Origin of the sequence: Pseudomonas fluorescens, from assembly GCF_902498065.1 — a bacterium.
GTDB lineage: Bacteria > Pseudomonadota > Gammaproteobacteria > Pseudomonadales > Pseudomonadaceae > Aquipseudomonas > Aquipseudomonas fluorescens_BJ.
On the sequence record NZ_CABVIR010000001.1, the window covers coordinates 1,220,106 to 1,239,171 of the forward strand.

The window sequence follows — 19,066 nt, forward strand, 5'->3', positions numbered from 1 at the left end:
AGGCATTATTTCGAACGTGAATAAAGATCGAAGGGGAGCAAAACCCACATCGATTTCACGATGGACGCAGCGGTCTGGCACTTGTTAGGCTTTGGCGCTTGCAGCGGCAATTTCAGCGCGGTGCAGGCCCCACAACGGGCAAGAATCTATCGCCGCTATGGCCGCGTAATCTGCACGAGGCGTTATGGAATTACGTGAGCTGGATCTCAATCTGCTTCTGGTGTTCAACCAACTGCTGATTGACCACCGGGTATCAACAGCGGCGGATAGCCTTGGGTTGACCCAGCCCGCTGTCAGCAACGCGTTAAAGCGACTGCGTGTCACCTTGAACGACGAGCTGTTCGTTCGCACCTATCAAGGAATGGAGCCCACGCCCTACGCCCGGCAGTTGGCTGAGCCGGTTGCACTGGCCATCCAGACCTTACGTGATGCACTGGGCCGACAGGACACGTTTGATCCGCTCAACTGCAATCGTCGATTTACGATGGCGATGACCGATATTGGTGAAATCTACTTCATGCCGCGGCTGATGGACGCGCTGGCTGAACGCGCTCCGGGCTGCTCGATCAGCACGTTGCGCAACACCTCCGATACCTTGGCCGAAGGGTTGCAAAACGGTGCAATCGACCTCGCCGTTGGTTTACTGCCGCACCTGCAAGCCGGATTTTTTCAGCAGCGCCTGTTTCACCATCGCTATGTCTGCATTTGCCGTAAGGACCACCCGGCTACCAAGGAGCCATTAACGCTTGAGCGTTTTTGCAGTTTTGACCACGTCCGGGTCGTAGCGGCGAACACGGGGCACGGCGAAGTCGATACGTTTCTGGCCCGGGCCGGCATCGAGCGCAAGATACGCCTCGAGGTTCCCCATTTCGTCGCAGTCGGTCACATACTTCAACGCACCGACTTAATGGCAACCGTGCCTGAACGATTCGCCAGCAGTTGCGAACAACCCTTTGGGCTTGCGGTTCTACCGACGCCAGTGGAACTGCCTAACATCGAAATAAATCTGTTCTGGCATGCGCGCTATAACAAGGACCCCGCCAATCGTTGGCTTCGCCAGCTGATGTTCGAACTGTTTTCTGATTGAGGCGTGCCCTCGGCCCCAGCCATTTCTACGTCTGCGCCAGGCAGACGCGGTACTCATTCCAAGCGCCGCGCAGGGCGAGTCAAATTTTGAATTGCCCCAGCAAGCTTTGCAGACGATTACCGATCATATGCAACTCATCAACTGTCTTGACCCCGATCTGAGTCTGGTTGGCGACGCTGTCAATTGCGCGCGCGATCTGATGCACCCCGCGGTTGATCTCTTCGGCCACCGAGGTCTGCTCCTCTGCCGCGGCGGCGATTTGCGCGTTCATTGCATTGATGGTTGCGATCAGTTCGACGGTGTTGCCCAGAAACTCACCCGCCTGATCAGCCTGCGCGTTCGCGTCTTGTGCGGCTTGCGTGGATTGGTGCATTGCACTGACTACGCCACCCGTAGTGCTCTTGAGACGCTCAACCATCGCCTGAATTTCCTGGGTACTGCGCTGAGTCCGACTGGCCAAAGCTCGCACCTCGTCAGCCACCACCGCAAACCCGCGCCCGGCAGCACCGGCACGGGCAGCTTCAATGGCCGCATTCAGTGCCAGTAGATTGGTCTGTTCGGCTATCGAGCGAATGACGTCCAGCACGGTGACAATAGAAGTGACATCGTTTTGAAGACTCTTCATGGCGAGGCCACTCTCATCAAGCTCAACGGTCAGTGCCTGAATTCGAGTAATGCTGCCATTGACTATTTGCCTGGCGTGTCGGGAGTGCCTGTCGGTCTCGACAGCAGCGTCTGCAGCATTTTGCGCGCTGACCGATACTTCTTGCGCAGCAGACGACATCTCGTTGATGGCCGCGGCCACCTGGTCGGTTTCCTGGCGCTGCTCATCCATAGCGCGGTCAATCTGTCTGCTCTGCTCGGCCACATGGCTCACAGATCCATTCAACTGCTCGCTCATGGCGACGATCTGGCTGACGAGGCTGTGAATCTTTTCGATAAACGCGTTGAACGAACCGGCAAGTTGTCCCAGCTCATCCCGACTGACAAGCGGCAGACGCCGGGTCAGATCCCCCTCACCTGCTGCAATCTCGTCAAGATGGGTTCGGATCAGGTTCAAGGGGCGCAAACTGCGCTTGACCAGCAGTAGAGTCAGTACCCCGATCATGCCGACCAGCACCGAAGCGATGATGGCAATGCTGTACATCAAGCTGCGCACCCGCAGATCAACATCGGCCCGCACCTTGGCAACCTGGACTTCAATACTGTCCAGGTTAATTGCGGTAACTACGACCATGTCCCACTTGGGCAAATAAAAACTATAGGCGAGCTTCGGCACCACCTTGTCGGTATTGACCACACCACCTGAATAGGTGACGAAGTGCGTCTCATTTTTTGCCGCTGCGACCATTTCGCGGTTCAAGTAAATCCCGTTGATGTCTTTGCGATCACTCATATTGGTCCCGACTCCTTCGCTGCTGTCACCGCGAAACAGGCGTATAACCTGGCTGTCATAACCGATGAAATAACCGTCATCACCATACTTCACTTTCGACAAGCGGCTGATCGCTAAGGCTCGGCTGGAGGCATCTCCGGAAGCGGCTCGATCATAAAGTTCGGCTACGGAAGTGCGAGCAATGCTCGCGTAATCCTTGAGCCGAGTGCGGCCCTCTTCAAGCAATCGCTCGCGGGTCTGAGCGACTTCTTGCTCGGCCTGGGACTGCAAAGTGCCGCGAGTGCTCAAACCTGAAACCAGCGCAAACAACATCACTGGTAATAAGGTCAGCAACAGTATTTTGGTTTTTAACGACATCTTGAATTCCTTCACCCAATCCTATGAAGCCGCTGGCGAAAACGCGGCCAGCGAACGTCGCTTGGCCGCGTTCATGGGATCACCAGAGAGCGATGTCGTAAGTGAAGTAGATCCGGTTGCTATCTCGACCACGGGAAAAGTCAGAGCGGTAAACGTAGTTTCGCAACCGCACACCCAGGCCTTTGAAGGTGCCTTGTTGCACTACGTACGCCAGTTCGGCGTCACGTTCCCACTCCTTGACCGTGGTGTTGGATTTACCGTCGTTACCGCTCAGGTAACGAGTCGAGAATGTCAGGCCCGGCACGCCGAGGGCAGCAAAGTTGTAGCCATAATTAAGCATCCAGGTTTTCTCGTCCTCTTCGATGAACTTGCCTATCCCGGCGTTGCTGAACGAATAAACGGTTGCGCCACTGATATAGGGCAATCCTGCATCACCATTGAGAGTCTGGTATCCGCCACCGAAGGTATGGCCGGAGATGGCGTAGGACAATTGTCCGCTCAGCATGTTGTTGTCGATCTTGCCACCGTAGGCAGAGCCGTTATCGACACTGTTGAAGTAGCGCAAGTCACTGGTCAGCACACCGCCGCCCAAGGGCAGATCGTGCTGGACACCTGCAAAATTCTGACGGTAAAAGTTTTCCAGTTCGCCGTAGAAGTAACTCAAGCGAAGGTTTTTCCCCACCTTGTATTCGGCTCCTGCATAGCTGAAGTCGCCTGATTTATCTCCGCCATATCCGTCGGGAACAATAGGCATGCTGTCTGAGGAATCACGCAGTTTGAATCGATCCAGGTAGCCCCCGGTGAGCGTCAGGTTCTCGATGTCGACGCTATTGATCTGTGTGCCTTGGTACGTTTGCGGCAACAGACGCGCATCGTTGTAGATCAGCACCGGTGTCTTGGGTAACAAGGTGCCGTATTTGACCGTAGTCTTGGCCAGTTGCGCTTTGGCGGTCATGCCCAGACTTGCGAATTCGTCAGCTGCACGACCGTCATCATGGACAGGCAACAATCCAGTACCGCTACGACCACGGCCGGAGTCGAGTTTGACCCCCAGCAGGCCAAGGGCATCCACCCCGAACCCGATAGTGCCAGGCGTAAATCCCGACTGATAATCCAACAGAAATCCCTGCGCCCACTCGGTTCGTTCGCTCTTCGCCGTCCTTGCAGATTTCGCACTCAAGCCATGCTCGTCGCGGAAGTTTTCATTGAAATAGACGTTGCGCAATTGCAGCTTTAACTTGCTGTCATCGATAAATCCCTCTGCACTGGCGCTGGCCAGCGGCAACAAACCAAGAAGTGAAAACAGCGTTCGTTGGGTGAACAAAGTGGTCATGGCAAACTACTCGTTGTTGTTATTTGGAGTGCAGGACATCGCACGCCTCACGGGTGAGGCGCATCAGGAGAAAACAAGTGGTGTGGTTGAATCAGGTGAAGAGACTGATCGCACCGGTCAACAGGGCTATCGCCGTGATCACCAGGGAAGTCAGTACAGCCCATTTGACGGTGGCTTTCTGGAAGTCGCCGATATCGCGATCAACCATCCCCACCAGCAACAGGGTCGAAGCCACGAGAGGGCTCATCAGGTGCACAGGTTGTCCGAGAATCGAGGCACGGGCGATTTCGACCGGGTCAATGCCATAGGCTGCGGCCGCGTTGGCCAGGATCGGTACAACCCCAAAGTAGTAAGCATCGTTGGACAGAACAAAGGTCAGCGGCATGCTGGTGATCGCCACCACCAGTGGGAACAGGTGCCCCCAGGATGGCGGAATCCAGTCCACCAGCGTTTGCGCCAGAGAGTCGACCATCTTGGTGCCCGAGAAGATCCCGGCAAAGATACCGGCGGCAAACACCAGCAACACCACCGTCATCGCATTGCCGGAATGGGCAAGAATGCGCTCTTTTTGAATATCCAGTTGCGGGTAGTTGATCATCAGAGCCAGGACAAAGCCGATCAGGAACAGGATCGCCGAGTGCATGATCCCCATGACCAGCGCAACCATGACCGCGATCACCAGCAACAGGTTCACGTAGGCAAGTTTGGGCCGCTTGTGCGGGGTATCGCCCAGGATCGCGTCGATGTAGCAATCACCGCCGCCGCTCTGTAGCTGCACATTACCGATGCGCTTACGCTCGGCTCGGCCCAGGAGGAAAGCGGTGAACACCACCCACATCGCGCCGCCGATCATGGTCGGCAGCAAGGGCACGAAGTATTCGCCGGCATCCAGTCCCAGTGCCGCGATCGCCCTTGTAGCGGGTCCTCCCCATGGGGTCATGCCGCTCATGATGCTCAAGGACAACATGGCGATGGTCGCCAGAATCATCGGGTTCATGCCGATACGCTTGTACAACGGCAGCATTGCTGCGCAGGTGATCATGTAGGTGGTGGTGCCGTCGCCGTCGAGGGCGACCACCAGTGACAGCAGCGCGGTGCCAATCGCGATTTTCATCGGATCGCCGTTTACGCGCTTTAGAATCTTGCGAATCAACGGGTCGAACAACCCGGCATCAATCATCAGGCCGAAGAACAGGATGGCGAACAGCAGAAGCGCAGCCGAAGGAGCAACCATCTTCAGGCCGTCGAGCATCATCTTGCCCGTAGTGCCGCCAAAACCGCCAATGACCGCAAAGACAATCGGCACCAGAGTCAGGGCAACTATCGGCGACAGGCGTTTCGACATTATCAGGTAGGTGAAAACCACCACCATGGCCAAACCAAGAAATGCGAGCATAGGTCAGTTCTCTTGTTCTTATGATGAGCGTGGCCGACGCGCAGGCGCACGACCCCGAACCCGCCAGGCGGCACGATCAACGGTGCCTGGCGGGAAATTGAATGAAAGGTTGGTTTTGGTCTTTTCAGCGGTGACCGGTCAGACCTGCTCCGTGACCTTGTGGCCGTCCCAGTGTTCACTCTGGGTTGGTGTCAGGACAGGCGACGGTTTGCCGTCAAGAGTGCGCATCAGTGTTTCGCGATCGCAGGCGTTTTCCGAGATGGACATCACCACGGTCGCCACGGCGTTGCTTGCCAAACTGGTCAAGGCCCGGGCTTCCGACATGAAGCGATCGATACCGATCAGCAGGGCAAGGCCAGCCAGGGGAATGTCATGGATCACGGTCAGGGTCGAGGCCAACGCGACAAAACCGGCACCCGTGACACCCGCAGCACCTTTCGAGGACAACAGCATGATTGCCAGCATGGTCACGGTCTGCGTCAGGCTCAGCTCGATGTTGCAGGCCTGAGCAATGAACACCGCGGCCAGCGAGAGGTAGATCGCCGTGCCGTCGAGGTTGAATGAGTAACCCGTCGGCAACACCAATCCCACCACGCCTTTCTTGCAGCCCAGCGCCTCAAGCTTCTCCAACATCCGCGGCATCACCGGCTCTGTCGAAGAAGTCCCGAGCACCACGAGGAATTCTTCGCGGAAATAGCGCAGCAACTTCCAGAGACTAAAGCCATTGGCCCTGCAAATACTCCCCAACACCACAAAGACGAAGAAAGCGCAGGCGATGTACAACGTCATGATCAGCTTTGCCAGCGAGCCCAGAGACGTGATGCCGTACTGGCCCACGGTGAAGGCCAACGCACCAAACGCACCGATCGGAGCGAAGCGCATCAGGTAGGAGAAGATCTTGAACACCATGTGCGAGGCAGATTCCAGCACGTCCAGTACCGGCTTGCCCCGCTCTCCGATGGCAGAAAGAGCAAAGCCGCTGAGCACCGCAATGAACAGCACAGGAAGCACTTCACCTTTATTGAATGCGCCAATGAAGGTATCGGGGATGATGTGCATGAAAAACTCGACCACTCCCAGTTTCGCGGCAGAGTCGGTGTACTGCGACAGGCCCTTGGTGCTCAACTGTGTGGGGTCAATGTTCATGCCCGCACCCGGTTTGAACAGGTAGACCGACACCAGGCCGATAATCAAACTGATCACAGTCAACGCCAGGAACAGCAGCATGGTCTTGCTCAACAGGCGTCCGAGGGAGCGTTTATCGCTCATACCGGCGATACCGGTGACGATGGTGCAGAACACGACCGGAGCGATCATCATCTTGATCAGTTTGATGAAGGCATCACCCAGTGGCTTCAAGGCAATGGCCTGTTGCGACCAAAAATGTCCGACCAGTACGCCCAACAGCACGGCGCAGAGAATCTGGAAGTAGAGCGATTTTACAACTTTCATGGCATCACCCATTTTTAGAATTGTGCTGATGCAAAGACGGCAATGACTGGGGGACATTATCCGGCGAGTCGTTGGGAAGCCGTGGCGTAGACATAACCGGAGAAAAGCCTGCGCGATGTTCGCACGACTGAGGCGCGAATGGTCTCACCCTGAGCGCCCGTATAGGACAATACGACATCTATTCCACCACTTGGATGTTCAATGCGTACTTGCTTCAAGCGCGGCTCGCTGACCCCGCCGAGCAATTGCGCGACCACACTGCCTTCAGTGACGCAAGCGGTTGCCAGGCCGATGGAACCGGTGATCGCCAAAGCCCGGTGGCAGTTGTGTGGCATGAAGTAGCGCACCTGAATGGTGCCGCCCGCCTTGGCCGGTGACACCAGTACTGGCTTGGGGATCACTTTGTCACTGACATCACCCAGCCCCATCGCCAGGCCAGCTTGCAGTCGCAACGACTCCAGGCGATGCAGAAACGCTTTATCGGCATCCAGTTCCGCAGGACTCTCATCACCGCGTTTACCCAATTGGCTGGCCTCGACGATCATCATCGGCATCGCCATGTCGATGCAGGTTACCGGGATACCGTCAATCACGTCCTGGGTCTGCCCAGTCGGGAAAAGTTTACCGGTCTTGCTGCCTGCGGCATCGAGGAAGGTCAGTTGCACAGGAGCAGCGGTACCCGGCACACCATCGATGGCAGTGTCGCCTTCATAGCTGACCTTCCCTTCGGGGGTGTGTACCTCTGCGTTTACAAACGTACCCGTATTGATGTTGCGAATGCGTACGCGGGTCAGGTCTTTGGAGGCTTTAACCAGACCCTGCTCGATGGCAAACGGGCCGACGGCGCACAGCATATTGCCGCAATTGGGCGCGGTATCGACCCGACGCTGGGACACCATGACCTGGACGAACAGATAGTCGACGTCAGCGTCAGGGTGGAGCGACGGGCTTACGATAGCCACCTTGCTGGTTTGTGGACTACCGCCACCGATGCCGTCAATTTCCAGCTCATGGCCAGAGCCCATGAGGTTGAGCAACAGCTCGTCACGCTCTTCTATCGCAACTGGTAGATCCCAGGCGAGAAACACTGGGCCCTTGGAAGTACCACCGCGCATTAGCACACAGGGAATTCGTTGCATGAACACTGACTCTTGTTAATCAATCGGGGTAATTGATGTCTTGTGAGCAAGAGTCGCAGGCTTTAAAAATTGTTTCCAATGCAAATATCAGCCTGATTATTGCGTTTGACGAATGATAAATCTAGGATGACTGAGCAGAACAACACTCGTCCGATGAGATAAAAAAGTGAATTATGAGCTCAATGACATCCGATCTTTCGTGAAGATCGCTGAACTTGGAAGCTTCCACGAAGCTGCCGATGCATTGCATCTCTCTCAACCCGCGTTGAGTCGGAGAATGAAAAAGCTTGAAGAGGGATTGGGAACAGCACTTCTTGATCGCACCACAAGAAGGGTAAGCCTCACCAGCGTTGGGCGAGATTTCCTGCCCAAGGCTCGACGCTTGTTGGATGACTTTGACGACTCAATACTCAACATCCGAGAGCTGGCGGAGCGCCAGAGCGGCCGTGTAACCCTCGCCTGTATCCCGACCGCAGCTTTCTATTTCCTCCCTTCGGTCATCCGCCTCTACAACGAGCGCTATCCACAAATCCGCATTCGCTTGCTTGATCTCAGTGCGAACGAAGGGCTGGAAGCTGTGCTGCGTGGCGAAGCCGACTTCGGCATCAACATGATGAGCGGCCAGCACCCGGACATAGAGTTCGTGCCGTTGGTCAATGAGCCTTTTGTTTTAGCGTGTCGACGCGATCATGAGCTGGCCGAGCGTAGCTCGGTAACCTGGTCTGAACTCAGCAATTACCGCCTGATTGGTGTCGGTCGCCTGAGCGGCAACCGCATGTTGCTCGACCACGCTTTGTCAGGCCTGAGCTGGCGTCCGCAGTGGTTCTATGAGGTGCAACACCTTTCTACTTCACTGGGCCTGGTAGAAGCCGGGTTAGGCGTGTCGGCAATGCCAAGCCTGGCGATGCCTGCCGTGGATCATCCGACGTTGGTAAGCATCCCTTTGATAGAGCCTATTGTGAACCGATCATTGGGGCTCGTTTACCGACGAGGAGCATCGTTATCTCCAGCGGCGGAAAAATTTGTTTCGATTCTGCTTGAACAATGGGAGAAATGAACGCGTTGATGTGACGCTTGAAGAGGTTAATGGACCGCTGGATTTGAAGTCAGGGACCCAGAAAAACCCGCGCATCCTAATAACCTGACTATCCTGCGTAGTGACCGCGCCATAAGAGCAATGGCGCCATTGCCGTAGCATCCACCTGTACAAGCAGGTCAACGATGTATCAGAACCTGGCCCTGCTTGCCGCTTTTCTCCTGACCTACAGCATATTCGCGGGGCGTTTCGAGTCACGCCTGCTCAATGGTCCGCTCATGTTCATGCTTGCCGGTCTGATTCTCGGCCCGGCGTGTCTGGGTATTCTGCTACCTCGGATTGACAAGGACGGCCTCAGAATCCTGGCAGAGCTGACATTGGCGATTGTTCTCTTCAGCGATGCAGCCAACGCCAACCTCAAGGTTCTACGAGCGCACGAAGGATTGCCGCTGCGCTTGCTGATGATAGGGCTACCACTGACCATGCTAGGTGGTTGGCTGGTCGGCATCTGGATATTCCCCCAGGTACCGCCGATTGAAGTCGCCATACTGGCAACCCTACTGGCTCCCACCGACGCGGCACTGGGCAAGGCCGTTGTGAGCAATCCCAAGGTCCCGGCGTCCGTGCGTGAAGGCTTGAACGTAGAGAGCGGGTTGAATGATGGTATCTGCGTTCCGGTGCTATTGATGTTCCTGGCCCTGCTGGTCGAAGAGCATACGCCGTCTCCCCTTTCGCTGGCCGTGGAGTTGGTTATCGAGGAGCTGGGCATCGGTGCAGTCACCGGTGTCGCTCTTACGCTTGGCGCCTGGCTGTTGCAGCGTTACTCCGGAAAACACCATTGGCAAACACCCATGTGGTCACAACTGACACTGCCCGGGTTAGCCATACTTTGCTTTGCCACAGCACAAGCTTTAGGTGGTAGCGGGTTTATCGCCGCGTTCGTCGGCGGGTTGCTCGCCAGCTATTTGTTTACCGAGCAAAAGCAACACTTGCTCGAGGCCAACGAAGAGTTCGCCAGCCTGTTATCGGTCATTACCTGGGTCGTATTTGGCGCGCTGGTCATCCCTCGGGCCTGGAGCAGTCTTACCCTGGACACTTGGCTCTATGCAGTGCTCAGCCTGACCGTGATTCGCGTACTGCCTGTGCTCATCAGCCTGGCAGGAACTCGCTACGATTTCGAAACCCGTCTGTTCATCGGCTGGTTCGGCCCGCGAGGCCTGGCGAGCATCGTCTTTGCAGTGATGATATTGGACTACCCACTACAAGCCAGTCGTACCTTGATCGCTGCCGCGGTCTGTACCGTTTTACTCAGCGTGCTGCTGCATGGTTTGAGTGCCATTCCATGGGTCTCTCGACTGACATATCGTGATCCTTGATTTTTGTCAGAAATGCCACCTTTTGCCGGTGCTAGCGTTGTGATGAAAGTGGCTATGCTTCTTTCGAGTAACCATCACGGAGCAGGTTATGGGTGGAAACATGAATGTTGTCAGACGGCTCGTTGGTTTGCCCATCGCCATAATGATAGGGGTCTTGAGCCTGGTTGCCGGTTGCGGCAAAGAGCCCGCTACCCTGGCCCGTCAAGCCCCCGATGTAACGGTCATGACGGTCACCGCGCGCGACACCCCGGTGACGTTCGAATTCGTTGCCCAGACACAGAGTTCCCGCGAGGTGGAGATCCGCGCCCGGGTTGCGGGCTTTCTGGAAAAGCGGCTGTACACCGAAGGCGATTGGGTGAAAAGCGGGCAAACGCTGTTCCAGATGGACCGTAAACCTTTTGAAGCCTCGTTGCTGTCGGCGCAGGGCCAATTGGCTCAACAACAGGCACGCTGGGAAGTGGCCAAGGCCACACTGGCCCGTGTCCGCCCCTTGGCGGCGCAAAATGCGGTCAGCAAGATGGATCTGGACAATGCCGTCGGCGATGAGCGTCAAACCCGTGCCGCCGTGCTTGCCGCCGAGGGCACGGTTCGAACCGAGCAGTTGAACCTCAGTTACACCACCATCGCCTCCCCCCTCACCGGCCTTTCAAGTTTCGCCAAAAAGCAGGAAGGCAGTTACGTCACGCCAGGTGAATCCGGGCTGCTGACCACCGTTTCACAGATGGACCCGATCTACATCAACTTCAGTCTTTCGGAAAACGAGACGCTCAAGTACCGCGACGAGATTGCCTCCGGGCACCTCATATTCCCTTTGCGCAGTGAGTTTGTCGTAGAAGTGGTGCTGGCCGACGGCTCAGTGGTACCTGACCGTGGTCGCCTGAATTTTGCCGCGCCCTCTTATAGCCAGGACACGGGCACCTTTCTGGTCCGCGCCGTGGTGGCCAACCCGAACGGCCAACTGCGTCCCGGCCAATTTGTACGGGCGCGGGCCATCGGAGCTTCCAGGCCGAACGCGATTGTTGTGCCGCAGAAGGCAGTTCTGGAGGGCGCCAAGAGCCACTTCGTCTGGGTGATCAATGCAGAGGGCAAGCCCGAGCAACGCATTGTCGAAGTGGGTGACTGGCATGGCGATGACTGGTTCATCAGCCAAGGGTTGCAAGCGGGCGAACGCATCGTGGTCGACGGCGCAATCAGAGTGACGCCCGGAGGGTCGCTGAATATCATCGCCCCCCCTCCCCCCGCGCAGGCAGGCGAGACCGCGGCGAAACCGACAGCTGCCAAATCGGCGCAAGACCGTGGGCGTAGCCCATGAGCATTTCACACTATTGCATTGATCGGCCCATCTTCGCTTCGGTGATCTCGATCATCATCACGTTGGCTGGCGCAGTGGCGATGGCTAAATTGCCGGTCGCCCAGTACCCGGACATCACGCCACCGCAAATTACGGTTTCAGCGACCTACCCGGGTGCCGATGCACAGGTCGTGGCCAACAATGTGGCAGCGCCAATCGAGCAGCAGGTCAACGGCGCCGACAACATGATCTACATGAACTCGTCGAGCTCGGCGACGGGCAACATGACCCTCAACGTCTTCTTCGAGATTGGCACCGACCCTTCGCTTGCCCAAGTGGACGTACAAAATCGTGTCAATCTGGCGCTGCCCCAATTGCCCTCCGCGGTGCAGAGCCAGGGTATCCAGGTGCAGAAGAAATCCTCGGCGTTCATGATGGTTCTTGCCGTGTATTCGGCGGGCGACCGCTACGACAGTACCTATGTCGCCAACTACGCCAACCTCTACATCCTGGATGCGATCAAGCGTATTCCGGGCGCCAACCAGGCCAGTATTTTCGGTACGCCGGACTACGCCATGCGGATCTGGCTCAAACCCGATCGAATGGCTCAGTTGGGGATTACCGCCGCCGACGTGCAGAAAGCTGTCACCAACCAGAACCAGCAATTCGCCGTGGGCCGTGTTGGCCAATCCCCGACGGGCCAGGCCGTGGAACAGTCTTTTGCCGTGACCACCAAGGGACGCCTGACTGAACCTGCGGAGTTCGAAAACATCATCTTGCGCGCCAGCAACGACGGGGCTGCCATTGTTCGTCTGAAAGACATTGGTCGCGCCGAACTAGGGCAAAAAGACTACTCCCTGCGCAGCACCTATCAGGGACGTCCCGCCACATTGATCGCGGTGTATCAACAACCGGGGGCAAACGCACTCGATGTCTCGGCAGCCGTGACGTCAACCCTGGCGCAAATGAAGACGACCTTTCCCGAAGGGATCGAATACAAAATCGTGATGGACACCACCGCGTTTACCCGCGCGTCGATTTCCGAGGTGATTCACACTTTTTTCGAAGCGTTGGTGTTGGTGGTCGTGGTGGTTTTCATCTTCCTGCAGAGCTTGCGCGCCACGCTGATCCCGGTGCTCGCCGTGCCGGTGTCCATTGTTGGCACCTTCATCGGCATGTCGGCCCTTGGGTTTTCGGTGAACATGCTGACGCTGTTTGGCATGGTACTGGCCATCGGCATCGTGGTGGACGACGCCATCGTGGTGATTGAAAACGTCGAACGCAATATGCACGTGCACAAGATGAACCCCAAGGACGCGGCAAAACGCGCCATGGATGAAGTGGCCGGCCCCGTGGTGGCTATCGTGCTGGTGCTGTGCGCAGTGTTCATCCCGGTGGCATTCATGGGGGGAATCACTGGCCAACTCTACAAACAGTTTGCGATTACCATCGCCATCTCCGTGGTGATCTCGGGCCTTGTGGCCTTGACACTTTCGCCAGCCTTGGCAGCCCTGCTGCTCAAGCCCCAACACGGCGAAAAGAACGCTTTCTTCCGCTGGTTCGAACGCAGCTTCGAACGCATGACCGAGGGCTATTCACGCTCGGTGGCGTTCATGATCAAGCGTTTTGTCCTGGCGTTGTTACTCTTTGCCGGCATGATTGCTCTGATTCTGCTGATGGCGCAGCGCATTCCCAGTGCCTTCCTGCCACCGGAAGACCAGGGTTATCTGCTGGGCGCCGTGATCATGCCCGATGCCGCCAGTCTGGACCGCACCGGCGAGGTGGGCAAAGTCGCCAGTGACTTCTTCATGAACGATGAAGCGGTCGAGGGCGTCGCTATCGTTAACGGCTACAGCCTGCTAGATGGCCAGAACAAGAACAATGCCGCCGCCTTCTTCGTCGGGTTCAAGGATTTCGAAGAGCGCTACAAGGACTCGGAAACAATCAAGAAACAAAGTGCCCCTGCGGTGATTCAGAAAGCTGCGCGCGCTTTTTCCACGGTACAGGGCGGGATCATTCTTCCGGTCAATCCGCCATCCATTCCCGGCCTGGGCACTACCGGCGGCATGGAGGTATGGGTTCAAAGCAAGGGTGACGCCAGCGTCGACCAACTGGCTGAAATGGTCGGCAACCTTGTTGCAAAAGCCAGGCAGCGTCCGGAACTCGGTGCCATAACCTCGACCTTCAACGTGTTTTCCCGGCAATTGCTGGTCGACGTAGACCGTGAAAAGGCCGAGACGCTGGGTGTGCCGGTGGAAGACGTCTACAGCACCATGCAAACCATGTTTGGCTCTCTCTATGTCTCTCAATTCAACAAGTTCAGCCGCCTGTGGCAGGTGATTTTGCAGGCGGAACCGAACTATCGGCTCAAGGCCGAAGACCTCCAGCAGATTTACGTGCGCAGCAAAAACCTTCAGATGGTGCCGCTCAAAGCCCTGCTAAGCACCCGCTACGTCACCGGCCCCGACTTGCTGACTCGTTTCAACAACTTCCCGGCAGTCAAACTTACCGCCAACGCGGCGCCGGGCTACAGTTCCGGTCAAGCGCTCAAGGCCCTGGAAGAAATCAGCGCTGAAATCATGACCAACGACTACGCCCTGGCCTTGAGTGGCGAGGCCTTCGAGGAGAAAAAAAGCGGGGGGGCCTCCTCTCAGGTATTCATCTTCGGCCTGATCATGGTGTTCCTGATCCTGGCGGCTCAGTACGAGAAATGGTCACTGCCCGTCGGCGTGTTGCTGGCGGTGCCTTTTGCATTGTTCGGTGCACTGCTTGCCGTTCTGATCCGGGGGTTGAGCAATGACGTCTACTTCCAGATCGGCTTGACCATGCTGGTGGCCCTGGCCGCCAAGAACGCCATCCTCATTTTCGAGTTTGCGGTACTGAACCGGGAAAGCGGCATGTCCGCCTATGATGCTGCAATGACGGCTGCCAGGGAGCGCTTGCGGCCCATCGTGATGACGTCCCTGGCGTTCATTCTGGGTTGTGTTCCGCTGGCCATTGCCGTCGGTGCATCCGAAAACAGTCGACACTCCATCGGTACAGGTGTGATCGGCGGAATGCTGGCGGCGACCGTCATCGCCATTTTCTTTATCCCGCTCTTCTACTACCTCGTTGAACGATTGACTGAGAAAAAAGGCGCGGTCAAACAGACAACCCCGCCGCCGTCCTTGACGTCGCCCGGGGAGATTCCCGGCGGCGCCCCCCTGCACAGACATGAGGGGGATTGAGATGCGCACACTCCATCTCCCGTTGTTGATTTGTCTGAGCCTGACGGGCTGCATGCTCGGCCCGGATTACCAGCGCCCTGCCACAGACGCCCCGGATGCCTATCGTTATGCGGACCAGGAGGCCAACAATCTGTCCAACACCCTGTGGTGGGAACAGTTCAAGGATCCGGTGTTGAATGACTTGATCCGCAGTGCGCTGGCGGAGAATAAGGACATCAAGATTGCCGCCGCCCGGGTCGAGGAATTTCAGGGGCGTTACGGCGTGGTGCGCTCGCAGATGTTTCCGCAAATCGGCGCCGGCGCGCAAGGCAGTCGCTCCAGGGCGCCGCGCGACAACGGCCCGGTACCATTGGATTCCAGCGTTGATCCGATTTACAAAAACTACCAGGCTACCCTCAATGTAAGCTGGGAGTTGGACGTCTGGGGTCGTCTACGGCGACTCAATGAATCGGCGCGTGCTGACTTGCTGTCCTCAGAGGAAGGTCGGCGCACAGTCATTCTGAGCCTGGTATCGTCGGTGGCATCCAGCTACATAGCGCTACGCAATCTTGACCGACAACTGGAAATCGCCCGCACCACCGCCAAGGCCCGTGGCGACTCCTACGACATTTTTAAACTACGCTTTGGCGCCGGGACCATTTCCGAAATGGAACTGGCGCAAAACCTCTCCGAGTTCCAGCGCACCCAGGCTTCTGTAGCGCAATTCGAGTCCCAGGTGGCGCAACAGGAAAACAATCTGGCGGTGCTGCTTGGACGCAATCCAGGACCGATCATCAGAGGCCGTGATCTGACGCAACTAACCCTGCCATCGGTCCCTGCCGGGTTGCCTTCGGATTTGCTGGAGCGACGCCCCGATCTACGCCAGGCCGAACTGAACCTGATCTCGGCCAATGCCCAAATCGGTGCCGCCAAGGCGTTGTACTTTCCGACGATATCCCTGACCGGGCTGTTGGGCTCAGTCAGTAATCAACTCTCGAATCTGTTCACCGGGCCGTCCGCCACCTGGTCCTATGGTCTTGCCGCGAGCATGCCCATTTTCACCGCCGGCGGGATCGCCGGTCAGGTCCAACAGGCCGAGGCATTTCAACAACAAACCTTGCTGGTCTACCAACAGTCGATTCAATCAGCCTTCAGGGACGTTGAAAACGCGTTGGTGGCGGCGAGCAAATCTCGCGAGCAGTTGGCTTCCCAAGCCAGTCAGGTCGAGGCGTTGCGTACCTACACCCGGTTTGCGCGATTGCGCTACGACAACGGATACACCAGCTACATAGAAGTCCTGGATGCCGAACGCAGCTTGTTCGATGCCGAGTTGAATTACACCCAGACCCGAGGTTCGGTGTTCACCGCCATGATCGATGTGTACAAGGCAACAGGTGGCGGTTGGGTGACCGAGGCGGACAAGCTGACGGCTACCGTCAGCGAAAAAAAACCATGATCAGGCTTCAGACAGATTGATGGCTGAGCGGCTGATCGGAGCGACCTGCACGCCTACGGTGTGATCGAACAGATCTCGCACGGCGAATGGCTCTATTTCGTTTGACCCCTTGCTCGACGACAAATAATCAAGCGCCGGATTCAGGATCAATGCGTTGAGCAGATCAAGGAGTTCCCGATGGCCGACTCAAGCAAGAAAATGAGCCTCATGGGGCTCACCACACTGGTGACAGTGAACATGATGGGCTCAGGCATCATCATGTTGCCGACGAGCATGGCCCAACTCGGAGCCGTTTCATTACTGTCATGGATCGTCACTGCCGTCGGTTCCATGGCCATCGCGTACTGCTTTTCCCAGTGTGGCCTCTACTGTCCGCGCCCAGGCGGGTTGTCCGCCTACACCGAAGAGGCGCACGCAAAATCAGGATTTTTCCTCTGCTCGTATCTGTACTTCCTTTCGCTGGCCATCGCCAACGTGGCGGTCGCCATCTCCGCAGTGGGGTATATGACATCCTTCGTGCCCTGGCTGGGAAGTGGCGCCATTCCGCTGTTCATTGGAACGGTCGGCTTGCTCTGGTTAACCACCGTGGCCAACTTTGGTGGCCCCGGCATCACCGGCAAGATCGGTGCGATTACCGTGTGGGGGGTGATCATCCCGGTGGCCGGCTTGAGCATCATCGGTTGGTTCTGGTTCAAGCCGGATGTGCTGGCTGCCGCCTGGAACCCGAACAACCTGCCGATCTCCGAAGCCATTGGCAAGGCGATTCCCCTGACCCTGTGGGCCTTCCTCGGCATGGAGTCGGCGGCCCAGGCCTCCGATGCCGTGGAAGACCCCAAACGCACCGTGCCGCTGGCCTGCCTGTTCGGCACGCTCGGTGCGGCAGTGGTCTATGTGCTATCGACTACGGTTATCCAAGGCATCATACCCAATGCCGAACTGGCCAACTCATCGGCCCCGTTTGCGCTCGTCTACGCACACATGTTCAACCCCTCGGTCGGCAACATCATCATGGCACTGGCGGTGATGGCCTGTGTCGGCTCGCTGCTGGGCTGGCAGTTTACCCTGGCACAAACCGCCAAGATGACCGCTGACCAGGGCATGTTCCTGAAACTGTTCGCCAAGGTCAGCGCACGAAATGCCCCCATAGTCGGCATGCTGGTCTGTGGTCTGTTGCAGACCTTGTTGGCGCTGTCGACCATTTCGCCCAATGCCAGTGCCCAATTCGGAAAACTCGTCAGCCTGGCAGCAGTGACCAACCTGATCCCCTATGTGACGGCGGCCACCGGCCTGCTGGTCATGATGCATAAAGCCAAAGTCAGTACCGGCGTATACACCCGCAACACATTGCTATTACTGGTTGCCGTGGCCTATTCCTTGTACGCCCTGTATGCCTGCGGCAAAGACGCCGTGTTCGGCGGCACCCTTGTCCTGGTGATTGGCTACCTGCTCTACGGTTTCCTCGCCAAACGTTTTGTCGAGGTATCTCCAACCGCTCAGACCCGAGCCGACAACCCTTGACCGTTGATTTCAGGACTGCACAAACATCTGAATTCGGGGAACCAGGACATGAACGTGAAATCGACCAAAACCAACAAACTGCTGCTCGTCTGCCTGCTCACGCTGGTACCGGTACTGGCCAATGCCAACACGCTTGAACGCGTACGGGCGAGCAACACCTTCACCCTCGGCTACCTGCCGGACTTTGCACCTTTTAGCGTCCAGGCAGCCGATGAAGCCAGCGGTTATGCCATCGATCTCTGTCTGAAAATCGCCGACAAGGTCAAGTCCGAGTTGGGTTTGCCCGGGTTGAAAATACGTTACCAGCCTGTCACAGCGACCGACGAGATGGGTGCCGTCAGCTCGGGGGAAATCGACATTCTTTGTACGCCGACACCCCCCACACTGCAGCGGCGCAAGGCTGTGAGCTACTCGGTGCCGATCTACACGGCCGGCCTTTCGGCCGTGGTGCGCCAGGATGCATCCGAGGCGTTGCTCAATGTGCTTAATGGCAAGGTGGCGCGTACCGGGCCAACCTGGCGAGCGACGGTCAATCGTGGGCTGTCCAACCAAACCTATGCCACCACTGCTGGCGGAGTCACCGAGACCTGGATCCGTCAGCAGATGCGATTACTGGGTGTGGTGGCCACTCTGGTCACCGTAGAGAACACTGACGCAGGCCTCAAACGGGTTGCCGAAGGCAAAGCCGATGCCTTCTTTGCTGAGCGCATGGTGCTCAAGAACCTCCTCGGTACACATTACTCCGCAGGAAATCTGGTTCTGCTGGATCGCATTTTTGAGTACGCGCCGACTGCAATGGCGGTGGATCGAGACGATGAAAATTTCCGCTTGCTGGTCGACACCGCACTGAGTGAAATGTATCGCTCCGGCGAGATTGAGCAGGCATTCGACAAATACCTGGGTGGCGCCAGCGACACGGCCAAAAAGCTGTTCAAGGTCTATGCGATACCGTAGTGACTAGCCAGAAATATCGGGCTTGATGAACACGCAACGTTGGGCCAGGAGTTGTTCCGTATGGACCAT

At 57.0% G+C, this 19,066-nt stretch carries 13 protein-coding genes and 1 pseudogene; 8 read left to right on the plus strand and 6 right to left on the minus strand.

Annotated elements, in window-relative coordinates:
- Positions 1 to 184 precede the first annotated feature (184 nt).
- Entirely contained in the window at positions 185 to 1,087 is a 903-nt protein-coding gene (locus tag F8N43_RS05900; protein ID WP_150653387.1) for a LysR family transcriptional regulator, read from the plus strand.
- Positions 1,088 to 1,166: 79 nt separating this feature from the next.
- Here the strand turns inward: F8N43_RS05900 and F8N43_RS29845 are convergent, their stop codons facing one another.
- The 6 genes and pseudogenes from F8N43_RS29845 to F8N43_RS05925 form a co-directional block, all read right to left on the minus strand.
- Complete coding sequence (locus tag F8N43_RS29845) at positions 1,167 to 1,988, minus strand: methyl-accepting chemotaxis protein (protein WP_412072591.1); 822 nt, start codon at positions 1,986 to 1,988, stop codon at positions 1,167 to 1,169.
- Positions 1,989 to 2,024: 36 nt separating this feature from the next.
- Positions 2,025 to 2,840: pseudogene (locus tag F8N43_RS29850) on the minus strand (cache domain-containing protein); the annotation flags it as partial.
- A 79-nt stretch (positions 2,841 to 2,919) separates the two neighbouring features.
- Positions 2,920 to 4,173: an OprD family porin gene (locus tag F8N43_RS05910; protein WP_150653389.1), complete on the minus strand. Its 1,254-nt coding sequence runs from the start codon at positions 4,171 to 4,173 to the stop codon at positions 2,920 to 2,922.
- A 91-nt stretch (positions 4,174 to 4,264) separates the two neighbouring features.
- On the minus strand, positions 4,265 to 5,569 hold the full coding sequence (locus F8N43_RS05915; protein ID WP_150629421.1) for a CitMHS family transporter: 1,305 nt from the start codon (positions 5,567 to 5,569) through the stop codon (positions 4,265 to 4,267).
- A 138-nt stretch (positions 5,570 to 5,707) separates the two neighbouring features.
- The gene (locus F8N43_RS05920) at positions 5,708 to 7,033 is read right to left on the minus strand and encodes a dicarboxylate/amino acid:cation symporter (protein ID WP_150636561.1); all 1,326 of its coding nucleotides are present in this window, start codon (positions 7,031 to 7,033) and stop codon (positions 5,708 to 5,710) included.
- A gap of 44 nt (positions 7,034 to 7,077) precedes the next feature.
- The gene (locus tag F8N43_RS05925) at positions 7,078 to 8,160 is read right to left on the minus strand and encodes a 4-oxalomesaconate tautomerase (RefSeq protein ID WP_150629425.1); all 1,083 of its coding nucleotides are present in this window, start codon (positions 8,158 to 8,160) and stop codon (positions 7,078 to 7,080) included.
- Between the two features lie 166 nt (positions 8,161 to 8,326).
- Here F8N43_RS05925 and F8N43_RS05930 point away from each other — a divergent pair, with 166 nt between their 5' ends.
- From F8N43_RS05930 to F8N43_RS05960, 7 genes are all read left to right on the plus strand, one after another.
- A complete protein-coding gene (locus tag F8N43_RS05930) occupies positions 8,327 to 9,217 on the plus strand; it encodes a LysR family transcriptional regulator (protein ID WP_150629427.1) in 891 nt (296 codons plus the stop codon).
- A 164-nt stretch (positions 9,218 to 9,381) separates the two neighbouring features.
- On the plus strand, positions 9,382 to 10,572 hold the full coding sequence (locus tag F8N43_RS05935; protein ID WP_150629429.1) for a cation:proton antiporter: 1,191 nt from the start codon (positions 9,382 to 9,384) through the stop codon (positions 10,570 to 10,572).
- A 223-nt stretch (positions 10,573 to 10,795) separates the two neighbouring features.
- Positions 10,796 to 11,884, plus strand: coding sequence for an efflux RND transporter periplasmic adaptor subunit (locus F8N43_RS05940; RefSeq protein ID WP_318181773.1), 1,089 nt, complete (start codon positions 10,796 to 10,798; stop codon positions 11,882 to 11,884).
- Complete coding sequence (locus F8N43_RS05945; RefSeq protein WP_150653390.1) at positions 11,881 to 15,090, plus strand: efflux RND transporter permease subunit; 3,210 nt, start codon at positions 11,881 to 11,883, stop codon at positions 15,088 to 15,090. Before F8N43_RS05940 ends, F8N43_RS05945 begins: the two co-directional genes overlap by 4 nt.
- Before the next feature lies 1 nt (position 15,091).
- Positions 15,092 to 16,525, plus strand: a complete 1,434-nt coding sequence (locus F8N43_RS05950; protein WP_150629434.1) for an efflux transporter outer membrane subunit — start codon at positions 15,092 to 15,094, stop codon at positions 16,523 to 16,525.
- 177 nt (positions 16,526 to 16,702) lie between these two features.
- Entirely contained in the window at positions 16,703 to 18,043 is a 1,341-nt protein-coding gene (gene potE / locus F8N43_RS05955) for a putrescine-ornithine antiporter (protein WP_150629436.1), read from the plus strand.
- 48 nt (positions 18,044 to 18,091) lie between these two features.
- A complete protein-coding gene (locus tag F8N43_RS05960) occupies positions 18,092 to 18,997 on the plus strand; it encodes an amino acid ABC transporter substrate-binding protein (protein ID WP_150629438.1) in 906 nt (301 codons plus the stop codon).
- Positions 18,998 to 19,066: the final 69 nt, after the last annotated feature.

Bases quoted from the DNA above. Each gene is read 5' to 3' on its own strand.
- F8N43_RS05900 (WP_150653387.1), top strand. From the start codon at position 185: ATGGAATTACGTGAGCTGGATCTCAATCTGCTTCTGGTGTTCAACCAA.
- F8N43_RS29845 (WP_412072591.1), bottom strand. From the start codon at position 1,988: ATGAGCGAGCAGTTGAATGGATCTGTGAGCCATGTGGCCGAGCAGAGC.
- F8N43_RS05910 (WP_150653389.1), bottom strand. From the start codon at position 4,173: ATGACCACTTTGTTCACCCAACGAACGCTGTTTTCACTTCTTGGTTTG.
- F8N43_RS05915 (WP_150629421.1), bottom strand. From the start codon at position 5,569: ATGCTCGCATTTCTTGGTTTGGCCATGGTGGTGGTTTTCACCTACCTG.
- F8N43_RS05920 (WP_150636561.1), bottom strand. From the start codon at position 7,033: ATGGGTGATGCCATGAAAGTTGTAAAATCGCTCTACTTCCAGATTCTC.
- F8N43_RS05925 (WP_150629425.1), bottom strand. From the start codon at position 8,160: ATGCAACGAATTCCCTGTGTGCTAATGCGCGGTGGTACTTCCAAGGGC.
- F8N43_RS05935 (WP_150629429.1), top strand. From the start codon at position 9,382: ATGTATCAGAACCTGGCCCTGCTTGCCGCTTTTCTCCTGACCTACAGC.
- F8N43_RS05940 (WP_318181773.1), top strand. From the start codon at position 10,796: ATGACGGTCACCGCGCGCGACACCCCGGTGACGTTCGAATTCGTTGCC.
- F8N43_RS05945 (WP_150653390.1), top strand. From the start codon at position 11,881: ATGAGCATTTCACACTATTGCATTGATCGGCCCATCTTCGCTTCGGTG.
- F8N43_RS05950 (WP_150629434.1), top strand. From the start codon at position 15,092: ATGCGCACACTCCATCTCCCGTTGTTGATTTGTCTGAGCCTGACGGGC.
- potE (WP_150629436.1), top strand. From the start codon at position 16,703: ATGGCCGACTCAAGCAAGAAAATGAGCCTCATGGGGCTCACCACACTG.
- F8N43_RS05960 (WP_150629438.1), top strand. From the start codon at position 18,092: ATGAACGTGAAATCGACCAAAACCAACAAACTGCTGCTCGTCTGCCTG.